Origin of the sequence: Mesobacillus subterraneus, from assembly GCF_020524355.2 — a bacterium.
In the GTDB taxonomy this organism is placed as follows: Bacteria; Bacillota; Bacilli; order Bacillales; family Cytobacillaceae; genus Mesobacillus; species Mesobacillus subterraneus_C.
Genome location: NZ_CP129019.1, coordinates 1,251,363 through 1,267,170, shown reverse-complemented (window position 1 = coordinate 1,267,170; position 15,808 = coordinate 1,251,363). Strand labels below are relative to the sequence as shown.

At 40.5% G+C, this 15,808-nt stretch carries 19 protein-coding genes and 1 pseudogene; 8 read left to right on the top strand and 12 right to left on the bottom strand.

What is annotated here, in order from left to right; translation table 11 throughout:
* Nucleotides 1-180 precede the first annotated feature (180 nt).
* From ypeB to prsW, 3 genes are all read right to left on the bottom strand, one after another.
* Nucleotides 181-1,530, bottom strand: coding sequence for a germination protein YpeB (ypeB, locus tag LC048_RS06375; RefSeq protein WP_226602224.1), 1,350 nt, complete (start codon nt 1,528-1,530; stop codon nt 181-183).
* A gap of 12 nt (nt 1,531-1,542) precedes the next feature.
* Nucleotides 1,543-2,319 carry a spore cortex-lytic enzyme gene (gene sleB, locus LC048_RS06370; RefSeq protein WP_371932046.1) on the bottom strand — a complete coding sequence of 259 codons (777 nt, stop codon included), beginning with the start codon at nt 2,317-2,319 and terminating at the stop codon, nt 1,543-1,545.
* Between the two features lie 114 nt (nt 2,320-2,433).
* Nucleotides 2,434-3,105 (bottom strand): glutamic-type intramembrane protease PrsW, encoded by a 672-nt coding sequence (prsW, locus tag LC048_RS06365; RefSeq protein ID WP_226602223.1) that lies wholly within the window; start codon nt 3,103-3,105, stop codon nt 2,434-2,436.
* 102 nt (nt 3,106-3,207) lie between these two features.
* Here prsW and LC048_RS06360 point away from each other — a divergent pair, with 102 nt between their 5' ends.
* Nucleotides 3,208-4,179: an asparaginase gene (locus LC048_RS06360; RefSeq protein WP_226602222.1), complete on the top strand. Its 972-nt coding sequence runs from the start codon at nt 3,208-3,210 to the stop codon at nt 4,177-4,179.
* A gap of 1,131 nt (nt 4,180-5,310) precedes the next feature.
* On the opposite strand, the gene LC048_RS06355 is transcribed toward LC048_RS06360, so the two are convergent.
* From LC048_RS06355 to LC048_RS06325, 7 genes are all read right to left on the bottom strand, one after another.
* A complete protein-coding gene (locus LC048_RS06355) occupies nt 5,311-6,279 on the bottom strand; it encodes a YpdA family putative bacillithiol disulfide reductase (RefSeq protein WP_306049752.1) in 969 nt (322 codons plus the stop codon).
* A gap of 119 nt (nt 6,280-6,398) precedes the next feature.
* Nucleotides 6,399-7,676 (bottom strand): Glu/Leu/Phe/Val family dehydrogenase, encoded by a 1,278-nt coding sequence (locus tag LC048_RS06350; RefSeq protein WP_306049750.1) that lies wholly within the window; start codon nt 7,674-7,676, stop codon nt 6,399-6,401.
* Between the two features lie 351 nt (nt 7,677-8,027).
* Nucleotides 8,028-8,612, bottom strand: a complete 585-nt coding sequence (locus LC048_RS06345; protein WP_226602219.1) for a genetic competence negative regulator — start codon at nt 8,610-8,612, stop codon at nt 8,028-8,030.
* Between the two features lie 65 nt (nt 8,613-8,677).
* Entirely contained in the window at nt 8,678-9,589 is a 912-nt protein-coding gene (locus LC048_RS06340; protein ID WP_226602218.1) for a MerR family transcriptional regulator, read from the bottom strand.
* A 64-nt stretch (nt 9,590-9,653) separates the two neighbouring features.
* Nucleotides 9,654-10,442: a metallophosphoesterase gene (locus LC048_RS06335; protein ID WP_226602217.1), complete on the bottom strand. Its 789-nt coding sequence runs from the start codon at nt 10,440-10,442 to the stop codon at nt 9,654-9,656.
* Nucleotides 10,443-10,475: 33 nt separating this feature from the next.
* The gene (locus LC048_RS06330; protein WP_226602216.1) at nt 10,476-10,862 is read right to left on the bottom strand and encodes a hypothetical protein; all 387 of its coding nucleotides are present in this window, start codon (nt 10,860-10,862) and stop codon (nt 10,476-10,478) included.
* A gap of 161 nt (nt 10,863-11,023) precedes the next feature.
* Complete coding sequence (locus LC048_RS06325; RefSeq protein WP_226602215.1) at nt 11,024-11,656, bottom strand: CBS domain-containing protein; 633 nt, start codon at nt 11,654-11,656, stop codon at nt 11,024-11,026.
* Between the two features lie 144 nt (nt 11,657-11,800).
* Between LC048_RS06325 and LC048_RS06320 the strand changes: the two genes are divergently transcribed.
* The 3 genes and pseudogenes from LC048_RS06320 to cotJC all read left to right on the top strand — a co-directional run.
* Entirely contained in the window at nt 11,801-12,031 is a 231-nt protein-coding gene (locus tag LC048_RS06320; protein WP_226602214.1) for a spore coat associated protein CotJA, read from the top strand.
* On the top strand, nt 12,028-12,273 hold the full coding sequence (locus LC048_RS06315; RefSeq protein ID WP_306049746.1) for a spore coat protein CotJB: 246 nt from the start codon (nt 12,028-12,030) through the stop codon (nt 12,271-12,273). Before LC048_RS06320 ends, LC048_RS06315 begins: the two co-directional genes overlap by 4 nt.
* A 40-nt stretch (nt 12,274-12,313) precedes the next feature.
* Nucleotides 12,314-12,544 (top strand): annotated as a pseudogene (gene cotJC / locus LC048_RS06310) (spore coat protein CotJC); the annotation flags it as partial.
* Between the two features lie 87 nt (nt 12,545-12,631).
* On the opposite strand, the gene LC048_RS06305 reads toward cotJC, so the two are convergent.
* Nucleotides 12,632-12,778 carry a hypothetical protein gene (locus LC048_RS06305; RefSeq protein ID WP_226602212.1) on the bottom strand — a complete coding sequence of 49 codons (147 nt, stop codon included), beginning with the start codon at nt 12,776-12,778 and terminating at the stop codon, nt 12,632-12,634.
* 281 nt (nt 12,779-13,059) lie between these two features.
* On the opposite strand from LC048_RS06305, the gene LC048_RS06300 reads away from it, so the two are divergent.
* The 4 genes from LC048_RS06300 to LC048_RS06285 all read left to right on the top strand — a co-directional run bounded on the left by LC048_RS06300 (nt 13,060) and on the right by LC048_RS06285 (nt 14,655).
* Nucleotides 13,060-13,338, top strand: coding sequence for a helix-turn-helix domain-containing protein (locus LC048_RS06300; RefSeq protein ID WP_226602211.1), 279 nt, complete (start codon nt 13,060-13,062; stop codon nt 13,336-13,338).
* A 27-nt stretch (nt 13,339-13,365) separates the two neighbouring features.
* A complete protein-coding gene (locus tag LC048_RS06295; RefSeq protein WP_226602210.1) occupies nt 13,366-13,716 on the top strand; it encodes a hypothetical protein in 351 nt (116 codons plus the stop codon).
* Nucleotides 13,717-13,787: 71 nt separating this feature from the next.
* Nucleotides 13,788-14,138 (top strand): cysteine-rich VLP protein, encoded by a 351-nt coding sequence (locus LC048_RS06290; protein ID WP_226602209.1) that lies wholly within the window; start codon nt 13,788-13,790, stop codon nt 14,136-14,138.
* Between the two features lie 115 nt (nt 14,139-14,253).
* Nucleotides 14,254-14,655: an adenylate kinase gene (locus tag LC048_RS06285; protein ID WP_226602208.1), complete on the top strand. Its 402-nt coding sequence runs from the start codon at nt 14,254-14,256 to the stop codon at nt 14,653-14,655.
* 23 nt (nt 14,656-14,678) lie between these two features.
* Here the strand turns inward: LC048_RS06285 and LC048_RS06280 are convergent, their stop codons facing one another.
* A complete protein-coding gene (locus tag LC048_RS06280; RefSeq protein ID WP_226602207.1) occupies nt 14,679-15,272 on the bottom strand; it encodes an SEC-C metal-binding domain-containing protein in 594 nt (197 codons plus the stop codon).
* Nucleotides 15,273-15,808: the final 536 nt, after the last annotated feature.

Genomic DNA, 15,808 nt, shown 5'->3' with positions numbered 1-15,808 from the left:
ATTATGACATGGCGGACTAAGCTGGTGCAATAGCCCTTTAATGGATGATTATTACAACGTTTTTTCAGGAAACTTTGTCAAGAGGAGAGTTGCAAACAATCTATCCGAAGTATCGTCTAAAAGAGCCATTTACCTTGTATCTGAATCTGAAAATAAAACAGGGAAAGCGCTTGGCTTTCCCTATACCACATCTTCATATACTGGTTCAGCGTTTTGAAGTTTTTCTACTTTTTCTTCTGTACCGTCTTCTGCATTGATATAAATCCTGAAGGTATCATTGCCGAGAACTCCGGTGAATTCATAGCATAGCACCTCTTCATTCAGGTCGTTCAGGATTATAACTTTTTTTTCATCCATCACTTTGAGGTTTGGATTGACCTTCTTTTTTGCCTCTTCTATCTCAATTCCTGCTTGCGGGATTTCTCTTGCTTTATGCGATTTTAAATAATCTTCTGCTGAAAAGCCAATCACATCGCCGTTATCCAACGCGACCTTCATGTTGATTGCATCTGGATAGACCCTTACACCGTCCTGGGTACCTACAAATGTAAAAACTCCAATTTTATCATATTGAGCACTTTCGAAGAGATCAAGGCTTTCAAAATTATGATCTTTTAAAAAGGCAATCGCCTTGTTAGACGCGTCATTAAGACTAAGCTTTCGATTCTTCACATCCCGATTAAGCAAGAACCAGATTGGATAGCCACCCTTTTTAGTTATATCCATACTCGCTTCCAGATTTGTTTCTGGATTTTGAATCGATACACTGAAAAAACCATAATCCGATCCTTTGCCGCTTTCGGTTACTTTTACTTTACCTCCGTTTTTGACAGGGGTGTATTCTTTAGTAATTTGAATAGCTTTTTCTTTTGATATCTTTTTACCAGGCAGCTTTTTAAAGTTTTCATCCTTCTTCTGAAGATTGATCTGTGCTGGACCGAAATCTGTTTCCGTATAGCCTTCGACTGTTTTTTCAACTGTCTTGAAACCATCAATGATGGTATTGTCAGTTTGTCCTTTTTCAGTCGCAAGGGCTAGCTCTACATCCATCCAGCGAAGATTATTTTCCAGTACCATATGCTGGACTTTTCTTAAATCCTGCTGAATTTCACCTGATTGCTCATACAGGGTCTTTAACGTCGAATATTCTTTTTCTGTCAACGGTTCTTTATCCAGATCACGAATCGCAGCTTTATAACTAAAATTCCCTATATTCGCTAAAAACTCTTCCGTTTTATTGAAAGGCAAAAGTGTCAAGGGAAGCTGGCCAACATCATTATGGGCCTGGGAAGTGATCTTCCATACTTCCGCTAGTTGAGGCGATAATGAACTTCTTGAATTCATCGCAAGTGTTGTACCGATTTTATCGTTGAGTAAATCAATTTGATAGGTCAAATCATGAAAAGCCCTTTGATAATTGTTTTCTGCATTGATAAGTACTGCTGTTTTTTCCCTATGTTCCTGATAACCCCAGAATGCTGTTCCTGCAATTCCAACAACCAGGACTGCTATGGCAATTCCTCTTAGCAATTCAACTCACCCCTATTTACAAAAAATGTGTTTTCCAATCTTTTTGATTTGCGGACGTGACCAAATCCAGGCGCTGGTTGCTGTATCGGGATTAAAATAGTACATAGCATTACCAGTAGGGTCCCAGCCATTGATAGCATCAAGAACAGCTTTTTTTGCAGTCTCATTTGGCGTGAGCCAGATTTGTCCATCAGCCACGGCTGTAAATGCCCTAGGTTCGAAAATAACCCCGGATATTGTATTCGGGAACGTGGCACTGTCCAAGCGATTTAAAATTACCGCTGCGACTGCTACCTGCCCGGTATACGGTTCACCCCTGGCTTCGCCATACACCGCATTAGCCATAAGCTGGATATCATTTTGTGAGAATCCATTGGGTGTATTTGTTGCAGCCGGTTTAGCTGCTGACTGACCTTGACCGCCACCTCCAGCTGAGCCACCACCTTGTGTTTCGCCACCCCAGGCAATTTTCGCATTTGGCGTCGCCTTCGCAAGCTTGAGTTTTGTTTTCCAGCCAGCAACCCCATCGATCTCCAAACCGAATTCGTATTGGAAATTCCTTAGAGCCCAGTAGGTACCCCATCCAAATACCCCGTCGATTTTGCCAGTATAAAAACCAATATGTTTGAGGCGTGACTGGAGTTCTATTACATCTTCTCCCGTCGAACCCTGCTGCAGCACCTGACTAGTAAAGGCCTCGGCCCTCTGATCCACTTCGCTAAATTGTACTAGAGACATGATCAAAGCCAACGCGGTCATCACCTTCAAGATAGACCGATAATTCTTCATTGAATGCAACCCCCAAAGATGTGTACTTAAAAGATTGCCCTTATTTTTTGTTAAGAGTTGACTTTTATTCCACAAAACAAAAAAACCCTCCATTTTTTAAGAATGAAGAGTTTTTTAGATTGGATATTGCTTCTCAATATGCTGAAGAGTCAATGTTCTCGCTTTTTTCACTTTTCGCAGTCCTAACCACCAGAGGAAAATCATAAATGGAACCATCAACACGAGCCAGTCTTCCCTGGTCATCAGAATGAAATCATACATACCGTGCAGAAGGACAGGAACTGATAACGAAAGGATGATCAACTTCTTTTGCACCACAGGTGAAAACTTTGCCTTACCTATATAGTAACCCATGATGACCCCAAAGAGCGCATGACTAGAAACAGGCAACAGCGCCCTTCCAAGTGCGTCCTGAAGACCGTTGGCAAGAAGATAAAAAATATTCTCGGCTGATGCGAAGCCCAGCGACACAGCCACACTGTATATGACTCCATCATAAGGTTCATCGAAGGAAATATGCTGAAAGATTGTGTAATATAGAATAAACCATTTAAAGAATTCTTCTAACAGGCCAACCGTCCCGAATGCTTTTATAAAATCATCCTGAAACAATCCCTCGGCAGAAAGAACATATTGAATGAACATAAGCGGAAATACAAGCAATGCACCGAATATAAACATTTTGAAAACCAAGGATAACGGCTCTGACCCATATTGGTCCCTTAAATAAAAATAACTTAACAGCGCCAGACCCGGAGCTAACCCGGCTGTAACTATTCCCAGCATATGCTGTCCTCTTTTCAATTTGTTTTTTTAATCGTATCATGTAATTAGAAGAAAGAAAATGGATTATTATTCTTTCTCACTGGTCATTCGGAGGTAATAGATTTGAAGAAGAATATTTTATTGATTCATACTGGCGGTACCATATCCATGAGTGAAGATACAAGTGGAGCAGTTAAACCAGGGAGGAATAACCCATTGACACAGGGAACGGATCTTTTATCCAGTTTGGCTGACCTTGTAGTCGAAGAGCCCTTCAATTTACCCTCTCCACATATTACGCCAAAAGAGATGATGCAGTTAAAATACATCCTTGAGGATTATGATAAAAAGGGCAACATTGACGGAGCCGTTATCACCCATGGAACAGATACACTTGAAGAGACAGCCTATTTCCTGGACCTCACCTGCCAGGCCAGCTTCCCAGTCGTCGTTACTGGCGCCATGAGGTCGAGCAATGAAATCGGTTCTGATGGGCTATATAATTTAATTTCTTCCTTAAGGGTTGCTTCCAGCCCAGATGCAAACGGTAAGGGTGTGCTTGTTGTCCTAAATGACGAGATTCACACAGCAGTAAACGTCACCAAAACACATACTAGCAATATCTCAACCTTTCAAAGCCCCCAATATGGCCCTATCGGCATCGTGACGAAACGAGGAGTACTTTTCCATCACACTCCAACGAAACACGAAAACTATTCGGTGGCGGACATTAGCAAAAAAGTCTCCTTGATCAAGGCACATGCAGGAATGGATTCTTCTTTGCTGCAAGCCGTACTCGGGTTAAACGTCGATGGAGTCGTGATTGAAGCACTTGGACAAGGCAACCTTCCACCTGCAGCACTTGAGGGCGTTCAAGATTTTCTTAAACACAATATCCCGGTAGTGATCGTATCCAGAAGCTTCGCTGGAATCGTACAGGATGTTTATGGCTATGAAGGCGGAGGCAAACATCTTAAGGAATTGGGTGTCATCTTCTCAAACGGTCTCAACGGGCAAAAAGCAAGAATCAAACTGCAAGTCGCTCTTGCTAAAACAGATCAGATGGATGAAATAGCCGAGATGTTCATGTTTTAAAATGATATAACAGAGACAATATATGAAAAACGCGGTGCCTGTATGTATGCAGGCACCGCGTTATTTTTTCAGTGACCATAAGGAAGCATTCCCTTATGGACATCGGATAAGCTCCATAAGGGTACGATTCTCCACTTATCGTATCCTTATAACACGCGATGGCTCTCCATAAGGGTACGATTCTCTCCTTATCTTATCCTTATAACATGCAAAAGCTCTCCGTAAGGGTACAATTCTCTCCTTATCTTATCCTTATAACATGCGATAGCTCTCCATAAGGGTACAATTCTCTCCTTATCTTATCCTTATAACATGCGATAGCTCTCCATAAGGGTACGATTCTCTCCTTATCTTATCCTTATAACATGCGATAGCTCTCCATAAGGGTACGATTCTCTCCTTATCTTATCCTTATAACATGCAAAAGCTCTCCGTAAGGGTACAATTCTCTCCTTATCTTATCCTTATAACATGCGATAGCTCTCCATAAGGGTACGATTCTCTCCTTATCTTATCCTTATAACATGCAAAAGCTCTCCGTAAGGGTACAATTCTCTCCTTATCTTATCCTTATAACATGCAAAAGCTCTCCATAAGGGTACGATTCTCCACTCATCGTATCCTTATAACACGCGACAGCTCTCCATAAGGGTACGATTCTCCCCTTATCTTATCCTTATAACATGCGATAGCTCTCCATAAGGGTACAATTCTCTCCTTATCGTACCCTTATAACACGCGACAGCTCTCCATAAGGGTACGATTCTCTCCTTATCTTATCCTTATAACATGCGATAGCTCTCCATAAGGGTACGATTCTCCACTTATCGTATCCTTATAACACGCGACAGCTCTCCATAAGGGTACGATTCTCCCCTTATCTTATCCTTATAACATGCGATAGCTCTCCATAAGGGTACAATTCTCTCCTTATCGTACCCTTATAACACGCGACAGCTCTCCATAAGGGTACGATTCTCTCCTTATCTTATCCTTATAACATGCGATAGCTCTCCATAAGGGTACAATCCACCTTAGTTGTGCCTTTATAAAGATTAACCTGCCTCCATTTTTTGTTCCCGTTCCGTAAACAAAGCGGTGCCATTCAGGCACCGCTTTCTTTCATTTACTTTAAGATTGGCTTGAGATAGCTTCTGCAATCTGGCCTCCATGGAATCGTCCATTCTCTATAAAAATTTCATTAGCATTATTACCAGCCGCAATTACTCCTGCAATATAGATACCTGGTACATTTGTCTCCATAGTTTCTGGATCAAAATGGGGACGTCCTGTTTCCGCCTCGATTTTCACGCCCATCTTTTGAAGGAAAGTGTGATCCGGCCGTAGATAACCAGTCATTGCGAATACATGGTCATTTTTCAATTCCACCAATTCCCCATCCTGTTCATAAACAATGGAGTCCTTAGTGATTTCTTTGACTTGTGCGTTAAATACCATATCAACAACACCTGTTTTAACTAGTGCCTCGAATTCTGGCAGCACCCACGGTTTAATGCTTGGCGAATACTCTGCTCCTCGATAAAGGACAGTTACTCTCGCCCCGGCCTTCTCTAGCTCGATCCCTGCATCCACACTTGAGTTCTTCCCACCAATGACTGCAACATCCATGTCAAAGAAAGGATGTGCCTCCTTGAAGTAGTGCGAGACCTTTTCAAGCTCTTCGCCCGGGATACCCATGAAGTTAGGATTATCATAATAACCAGTGGCGATGACAATATTTTGCGCGATGTATTTCTGTTTATCTGTTGTCACTTCAAAAAGGGATTCCTGGCTTTTAACTATTTCTGTGACCCTCTCATATTTATTCACTCTAAGCTTTTCCAGCTTCACGACTTCCCGGTAATAAACCAGCGCCTGATTACGCTTTGGTTTAAGGTTCTCAGTAATGAAGGGTACATCGCCTATAGCAAGTTTTTCACTGCTGCTAAAAAAAGTCTGGTGGGTTGGATAATTATAAATCGCATTGACAATATTACCTTTTTCGATGATAAGCGGATTCATACCCTTTTTCTGCAAAGCAATGGCGGCAGAAAGACCACATGGGACTCCTCCAACAATAATGACATCTTCCTTATTCATGTAGCAAAATCACTCCTTATGGATCTATATAAACCGTAACAGGATATATAAAGAAATCTCCCATCATTAAATGATAGGAGATTTGATCGTAATATTCAATGAAGAACCCTTTTCAAATATTAAATCCAGCCTCTGAAGCGGCTTGCTTCAGCCATTTTGCGGACACCGACCATATAAGCAGCAAGACGCATGTCTACTCTGCGGGTCTGGGCTGTATCATAGATACTGTCAAAGGATTTCACCATGACTTTTTCGAGCTTCTCTTCTACTTCATCCTCCGTCCAATAATACCCCTGGTTATTTTGTACCCATTCAAAGTAAGAAACGGTTACTCCACCAGCAGAGGCAAGGACGTCAGGTACAAGCAGGATGCCGCGCTCTGTAAGGATTTCTGTTGCTTCCAGCGTCGTCGGACCGTTCGCAGCCTCAACGACGATACTAGCCCTGATATTGTGGGCATTATCTTCAGTAATTTGATTTTCTATTGCAGCTGGAACAAGAATATCACAATCAAGTTCCAACAATTCTTTATTTGTAATTGTATTATTGAATAATTTGGTTACTGTACCAAAGCTGTCACGACGGTCAAGCAAGTAATCGATATCGAGTCCTTCTGGGTCATGCAGCGCTCCGTATGCATCTGAAATACCGATGATTTTTGCACCAGCATCATGCATAAATTTGGTCAAGTAGCTTCCGGCATTTCCAAATCCCTGGACAACCACTCTTGCGCCTTCAAGCTCTATTCCCTTTTTCTTTGCAGCTTCGCGGATACAAATCGTAACCCCTTTTGCTGTTGCTGATTCACGACCATGTGAACCACCGAGTACCAGCGGCTTGCCTGTAATGAATCCTGGAGAGTTAAATTCATCGATACGGCTGTATTCGTCCATCATCCAAGCCATAATCTGAGAGTTTGTGAAAACATCAGGTGCCGGGATGTCTTTTGTTGGTCCTACGATCTGGCTGATCGCACGTACATATCCCCGGCTCAATCTTTCCAGTTCCCTGAACGACATATCGCGAGGATCACATACGATCCCGCCTTTACCGCCGCCGTACGGCAAATCGACGATGCCGCATTTCAAGCTCATCCAGATTGATAAAGCTTTTACTTCTTTCTCCGATACGTTTGGATGGAAACGTATTCCTCCCTTTGTTGGACCCACTGCATCATTGTGCTGCGCCCGGTAGCCAGTAAAGACTTTAACAGATCCGTCATCCATCCTGACAGGAATTTTTACTGTCATCATCCTGAGCGGCTCCTTTAAAAGCTCAAAAACCTCATCAGGGTATCCGAGTTTTTCCAAAGCCTTGTGAATAACAGTTTGTGTAGATCGTAAGACGTCATGTTTGTCTTCTTTATTTGGATTTTCATTACCGTTTGCGGCTACCATTGATAAACCTCCTAAATCACTTTTGCGGATGTTGTCTTCTTTCATGGATTAGTATACACCTTTGGATATTTTATGCAAGAAGAAAAAAACAGTTTTCCGCATTTTTTGATTATTAAATGAAAACGCTACCATTCAAGTCCTTATTATTATTGACTTGATAATAAATTAACAGAATAATAAGACATTGTTTGGTGACAAGACTGTATTTTAAGAGTCAGATTTGAAGATAACTCCATAAAAATTCTCTAAAAATCCCACCTTAGCAATCAGCCCTATTTTTGCCTAAAGCGGCAAATTCCACAAGCACCTTTCCAGCACAAAATCTTCCATAAAAAAAGCCGAAGCCATCCATTATTTTATAAAATAATGGACAAGGCTTTCGACTGCACGTTCTTCCATAATCTCGTTCCCATATTCGAGCAGTCTGTGGATGCTCAATATTGATGGAACTCCATATTCCGCCATTAAAGACACTGTCTTAGTGGTCTCATCAGGCATTATTCCATTCATAAGCAAGTAATAATGATCATTCATGAAATGCAGGCTGCCTCCTTCAATACCGGAGTCCAGAAGTCTTTTTGCCAACTGGATAACGTCTTCGACATTTTTGAATTCAAACAAAATGTCTTCGCTTCCATCGACCGTGACCTGCATTTCGATAATCCCATCATCAAACTGTTCCTCATCTTCATCCTGTTCGATCATTGTGACGATCATGACCATCCCCTGGGCATGCAATGAGAAGATTTCCACTGCAACTGAACCGATGATATCCAAATCGAATTCTTCGCTGGCTTCCTCTAGCATATCGTGAAAAAGCTGATGCCACTTCATCGAATCTTTCCATATATCCTCTTTGGTCAATCCCCGGTCGGATAAGTCATCTATCGTAAGGAATATCTTAATTTTATTGTTGGTTAATCGTTCCAAGCGCATATTCATGCCCCCTGCCATCGACAAAGCTCTTATTTTAGTTTATGAAAATATCGCAGGTTGGTGAGTTATTTAATTTGATCAATGCGCTTTTTCAACCATTTTTCCCATTCCGCTCTTGTCATGCCAACAATGTTCTCTTTATATTCTTCCCGCTGTTCTAACGGTATGGAGTCAATGGCTATTCCACCCAGCCCAACTATAAGATCTGGATAGACTTTATTAACCTCCTCGGCGAGCTTCAAAGTTGCCTCTATATTTTCATCAAGAGTGCAGGATAAGAAGAGGAATTTGGGTTTCACCTTTTCCACCACTACTTCAAGATCATTCTCGGCAAGGCTTGTACCTAGGAAGACTACCTCAAATCCTTTTCGCCTTAGATACAATGTAAAGATTAATAAGCCTAATTCATGTCTTTCTCCAGGCCCGCAGACAGCAATTGACTTTGGCAGAAACGAATTGTGTGGAAATGAATTTGATAAACCTTCAATTCTCGAACGTATAAAAGACGAAGCAAAATGCTCATGTGCAGTCGTTATACTTCCCTCTTCCCATAAATCGCCTACCTTAATCAAAATCGGGCCTAATAAATCAATAACAGTTTTATCGATTGTAAACAAACTGAAGGCCTGGTTAATCAATTCATGAGCTTTGGAGCTATTGAACTCCAGAAGTGCAGTCAACAGATTGTCTCCAATCTCATCTAACATGTCCCGTGAAGGCACTTCAGCCTTTTCATTTGATATAGCTGAGTTTTCAAGCAAAGACACAGCCTGGCTGATGGTGAAGCCTTGATTTATTTTTGAGATCAGCCACCGCAAAATTTCTACATGCTCTTCGGTATACAATCGATGACCGGATTCATTTCTGACAGGGGCAATCATCTGATATCTTCTTTCCCAAGCCCTGAGTGTCCCAGGCTGAATACCAAGCATTTTGGATACTGCTTTAATATTGAATTTCCCTGTGTCGTTCCCCATCCTAAAACCTCCGTTATTACCAGTACTACCGATTATAGCCGTGTTGCTGCTCATGTGTAAAACTTCAATCTGCTGTTTTAGAATCCGCAGTCAATGTAAGTAAATGGGTCTCCGCTCTGGCTCCAAGTCTAAGAGGCACAGCAGTTGTGCCGTATCCATTGCTGGTAAGCACTGTTGCACTATTCTTCGTTTTAATACCGCCTAATTCATAAGGACCGAACCCGAATACCCTGATCTGTCCCCCATGTGTATGCCCGCTTAAGACGAGACTGATATTATGCTCTGGCTTGAGGCTGTTGACGATGGCAGGGTTATGACTAACTAGAATCTTGAATCCTTCTTCACCAGCATCACGGATTGCCAGGTCCAGTCTGCTTTTACCTAGACTTAAATCATCAATACCTAAAATATGTAATACATCCCCAGTACCCGATTCAAATTTCACTGCTGTGTTGTCAAGAACTTTAACACCCAGGTGGTAAAGGAGTGAGTCTAGTTCATGTGAGTTAAATTCATAATCATTGTTTCCCCAGACGAAGAATACTGGGGCAATCGTCTTTAATTTTTCTATATTGGCAGACACCCTCTCTAAAGGAACGCCTTTTTCCGCAAGATCTCCTCCAATAACTACAAGATCGGCCTTTCCTTTCACCTCGTTGACTATCGAATCTTGAATAGTCCGCTTATGGATATCTGATATAAAAAAGATTTTAACAGCCCCAAAGCTCTCCGGAAAATCCTTCAACCGGATTTCTTGATTCAATACTCTGTCTGTAAAGGCCTGGCGGTACATATATAGTAGAAGGAAGCTGCCGATCAGCAGCATTCCAAGTATAAAATAAATGAACTCCATTTCTTCCTCCCGCAAATCTTTATCTAGCTTCATCTAGCTTTCATTCGTGCCCTCTGTTGAACTAAATGACATCATACCATAAAGCAAGCAGAAAACGAAAAATACTGCTGTCTGCCAAGCTCCTAACGGTAAAAGCAGATAAAATGAGCCTAGACAGGCAATGGCTAAAATAATATCAGGTACTGAGTTTTCATTGCCTTTATATGCTCTTATGACAGCAACTCCTCCATCTCTGATCAATCCTCCAAGTGCATACATTCCGAATACAAGTGCCACTGCACCAGCAAGGTACTCAAATGGATTTAAAATAAACTCACCCAGGAACCCTCCAGAGGAGAACGGAAATATCGCTGCCAGAGAAAGGACAAACAGATAACCGCATAGCAGTCCAATGACCAACCTGAAAAATTTCCAAAGCATACAAAAACCTCCCATACACAATGTATGAAAGGCCCTTGTCTTTATTTCCGTATTAAGAAAAGCGGAAGCGCCTTGGTCAGCACCGAAACGTCTCGAGGTGCTAGGCGCTGGAGCTCGACATTTCTCGAAGTAAATGATTATCCTTTCTTATCTATGAAAAATCATACTTCATGAATATCAAGAATGCGGAATCCTGACTCTTCCAGCTTCTTGACAAACTTGTCAATGTTGTCCTTCTTTTCTATTTTCATGACGATCCTGCGAACGAGCTTGTCCGTCTCATCAAAAGTAACCAAAGATATAATATGTTCATGGAACTGGTGAGCAATATCTGCCAGCCTTGCGATACGACCTTCCGTTTCTACAGAAGTAAACGCAATCCTGACCCCCTCTCTATGAACACCAAATGCACTCTGGAACTGATCCAGAGCATCTGAGCGGGTTACAGCTCCCTGGAATTTCCCATTCTCATCTATTACCGCCATTAACGGAATGTCTTTCAATTTCACTAATGTTGTTTCGAAAACTTCAATGCCATGCAGAATTTGATCCTGTAAGGTCAAAATGTCTTTCGCGTATTTACTTTGCAGAAATTCATCTTTTTGCCCGCCGGTATTGAAGAATTCCTGATAAATCCCATGTCTTGTGACGACGCCAACATATTTGTCACCATCCAATACTGGAACTCCATCAATTTCATTGCCATCCAACTTTTCCAGCACAGTTTGCAATGCCTCATCCTGTTGAACAGTAATGCATTTGTACTTCGGTATCATGATACTTTTAACAAACATTCAACTCACCTCAAATTTAAAGTACTGCCATATATATATATAATTCTACAAGTTATTAATTATCCCTGCCTCCCAGACAAATTTAACATGAAATGAAATTTTGCTCATAAAATGAAATGAAGTTCATTTAGAGGAGGGCTTAGTTTGTCTACACACAGAAGAGTATGGTATCCGTACGCCAGTCCCTTCGATCCTTGTCCGCCTATTAAGGTAAAAACGTTCTCTACGCCGCCAAATTTATTTCTTGGCTTCCAGCCGCCCAATCTAGAGCAGTTTACGCCCATGCAAGCTTTAAGAACAGGGACACTGTGGAAGGTTTTCTATGATCCTTGGTATTCGCCATACGAAGCTCCAAGGGAGGATGATCACTCATGAAACAGTTGCCAAAGGAATTTTATGCTGCCATGGAAGAGCTCCAGGCAGTCGATTTTGTTCTCGTTGATCTAACCTTATACTTAGATACCCATCCAGAGGACTATGATGCGATTAACCAATTCAATCAGTTTGCAAAAGAAAGGCGCAGATTAAAAAAGGTCGTTGAAAGCATGTATGGGCCTCTCCAGCAATACGGAAACAGCTATTCTGGATATCCATGGGACTGGAAAGAAGGTCCATAGCCATGGCAGATCTAAACTAATATAGGAGGGGGTATGGAACATGTGGCTTTATGAAAAAAAATTACAGTATCCCGTAAAAGTAAGCACCTGTAATCCCATGCTTGCTAAATTCCTTGTAGAGCAATACGGCGGAGCTGATGGGGAGCTTGCTGCAGCACTAAGATACTTAAACCAGCGATATACAATTCCGGATAAAGTAATCGGGTTATTGACTGATATTGGTACTGAAGAATTCGCTCATTTGGAAATGATCGCCACAATGATTTACAAATAGATCATTTCTAAAGTGCAATAATATATTTTACGTTAATCTTCCTTATTATATAACTGCACCGATAAATTTACATAAAAAAAAGGATCACCTCCAAAATGAAGGTAATCCCATCGCAACTTCTATAAATTTATCCATATCCAATTCCCCTACGTCCTCAGCTTTTCCTATTCCTTTTACCTCAACAGTTTTGTCATCTACAATAACAATTTCATTTTCATGATGTTTTATCATGCTGTTCACCGTCCCTAACCGAATGTATGAGTGTTAGAGAATGTCCAATAACCTCCCACTCGGTAAAGAACTTGCAAACTCTACCTATATTAGGACATATATTTTAATTTTTATTCTGGGGAACCTGTACCGCCCTCCCCTTTCCTGCACATAGTATTAAGGGGAATTAAAGTTCCCTACGGTATAGACTTAAGAGTTCTCTTAATAAGGTATGGCTGTTGCCATTCCTTTTTTATTTGAACTTCTATTCCATAAAAACAGAACCACTAAGGAGGAAGACAGTGAAACCAGCTAATAACCGCTTACCTTACAACATGGAATATGATCAAAGGTATATAAAGCTAATTAGACTTTCCAGAAATAAAACACAGGTTGATTTTAGTGAGTACATGGGCATTGACCCAAGCACTATTGCAAAACTAGAAACACGAAAACTAGCATTTACCGCACACTATGAAAAGAAACTAAAGTACGCAATTCAGCGTCTGAGAATTTCAAATGCTGAACTAGCTTCAATTAAAAACATAATTGAATTAAAGGAAAGAAAAGGCTACAAGTAAAAAAACATTAGAAAGAGGGTTCTAACAATGACAAACTTTAATCCGGAACTAGTAAAGGCATTAGCACATGGAGATAAGCAAGCACAGGAACAGATTAAGGATTTACCAATACCAACTCGAATTGCTTTAGGTACTGCTGTAGATCAGATGAGACGGGATGAAAGCATTGTTCCAATGAATAGTGGCTTCTCTCTTTATGAGGAAAAACAAAGTGCTTACGTAAACGATGAAGCTGTTGGAGAAGCATTAGCAGAACGTAATAGGTTGCTAAGAGAGGCTGAGGAACGTAAAGAAAAAATCAGACAGGAACACTTAGAGAAAGAAGTTAAAGCAAAAGTAGCGAGGGCACGTGCTGGTCTTGCAATGAACGACAGATAAAATAAACAAATTGACCGTTAGCTAAATTGCTGACGGTCTTTTTAATTTACATTTGAAAGGGATTGATAGATATGTGTAATGCAATAAAAAAACTAGTAAGGACAAGCTGTGCTAATTATGTGGCGGGGCATTGTGCTTTATTAGATAAAGAATGTCCTTTAATTTCTGGTGGAGAGTATCGAGGAAAAGAGATACCAGCTAGCGACTGTAGCTGTAGTTATTTTGAAAAAGCTGTACTTCCATCCCATATTACCGCTGAGGCTATATATTATGGCAAAGAAGCTGTTATAGATAAGTTTTGTATTGGTTGTGGAAAAGGCTTTAATGCAGTATCTAACAGGACTGTATATTGCAGTGATATTTGCAGAAAGTCAGCTAGGAAACAATCACACGTGAAATACAATCAAAAGAGGGCTAAATAACGACAGTTAGAATGGACTGACCCCTTACACATCAAGGGCTGTAGAGGCTGTAAATTGAGGTCACATACTTTACTATTCAGACAGTTTCTAACTGTCGTTAAGAAAGGATAATGTCATGAATAAACAAGAATACGAAGCTAAGATTAACAAGACCTACAACGGGGCTGTTAAGGTTATTTCGCCCTATTTGAACCACCACTCTTCAATGAAGTTCCATTGTAGTAAATGTAACACTGTGTTTTACAATAAAGCTGGCTACATGCTAGGTAAAGATCATCAGAAACATATTTGTACTATGCCTTATGGTACTGCCCACGGTGAAAGGCTGTTAAAGGTCAGATCATCAAAACAAAATAGAACAAGAAAAACAAGGGACATTAGCAAAAGAATTTACCAGATGATCATAGAGGATTACACATACAAAGAAATAGCCAGTGAAATAAAAGTTAATTCAGTTATCATTAGAGACCACTTTATCGCTGAGGGTCTTATTGAAAGCAACACAAATAACCCCTAGTTTTTTATGCTAGGGGCTTCATTTTATTTACCATGACAATATTTATATTTCAGCCCACTTAGACACGGACAAGGTTCATTCCTACCGATTTTTCTATTAGGCATTTCAGATGTAGGGCTAACTTCCAGATTAGAAATATGCTGCTGATTCATATTATTATCAGGGGTAAAATACTGAATTTCGGTCTTAGGGTTAATATTTATTTCTGGGTTAATTTCAATATCCCCACCCATTCCTCCAATTAACGAAGCAACTGCTGTTAGATAAACTCCAAATTCTTTTGCATTCTTGGGAAGGTATTTTGCTAAGAAGGATAATTTAGGTGCTTCCTCTTCAATCTCCTTATGTACTTCTTCTGGAGGAATATTTTCTCTACTTGCTTTATCGACAATTACAAATAGTTTTTTTAAGTCTCTAATAGTTTCTGGAGTAGCTTCAAGTACCTCGATTGCACTATTGTAAAAGTTAAATACACCGTCTGGAACTCTAGCAGAATATCCACATCTAGGACATTGAGACGTACAACCTGACATTGTCACTCCTACACAATTCTCAAATACAAAACCTGATGGAAAAATATTGGTACAATTGTCACAAAAAGCAGGTACATTTACCATTAAACCCCTCCTAATATTTTCTAGTAAAATTATATCATATCTTGTGGAAATATATAGAAGTTAAATATTAAAACTTTCCCCAAAAAAATATTTTATAGACTTTTAAACACATCCATTGAAAGTTTCAAAAATGGTGCATATATTTAGCATACAGCAGACCGACCCCTACAGACCCCCCCGTCCCCCCTGCATACCCCCCTTCCCGCACATAAAGACAGCACATATTTACAGACTAGCTATGACCTCTTTGCCTTATCATTCTTTCTTTCATTCGTTTCTTTTGTTTGTCCATTCGATTGACTTGCTTCACTTGTCTATTGTTCTGATGTTCTTCTATCCTTAGTGCCTTACTTATGCTGTATCTATCCCTATGCCTATATGCTTCCACTGTAGCCCCTGTGTATCGTTCTATTACTTTACCAATCAACTTGTTCAGAACAGACCAACCTTCTTTCTACGGTACTATGTAAGGCGTATAGCAAGGGGGTTAATAGACTACCCCTAACCCTTTCTTTTAATCCCCTGATACCCTTCAA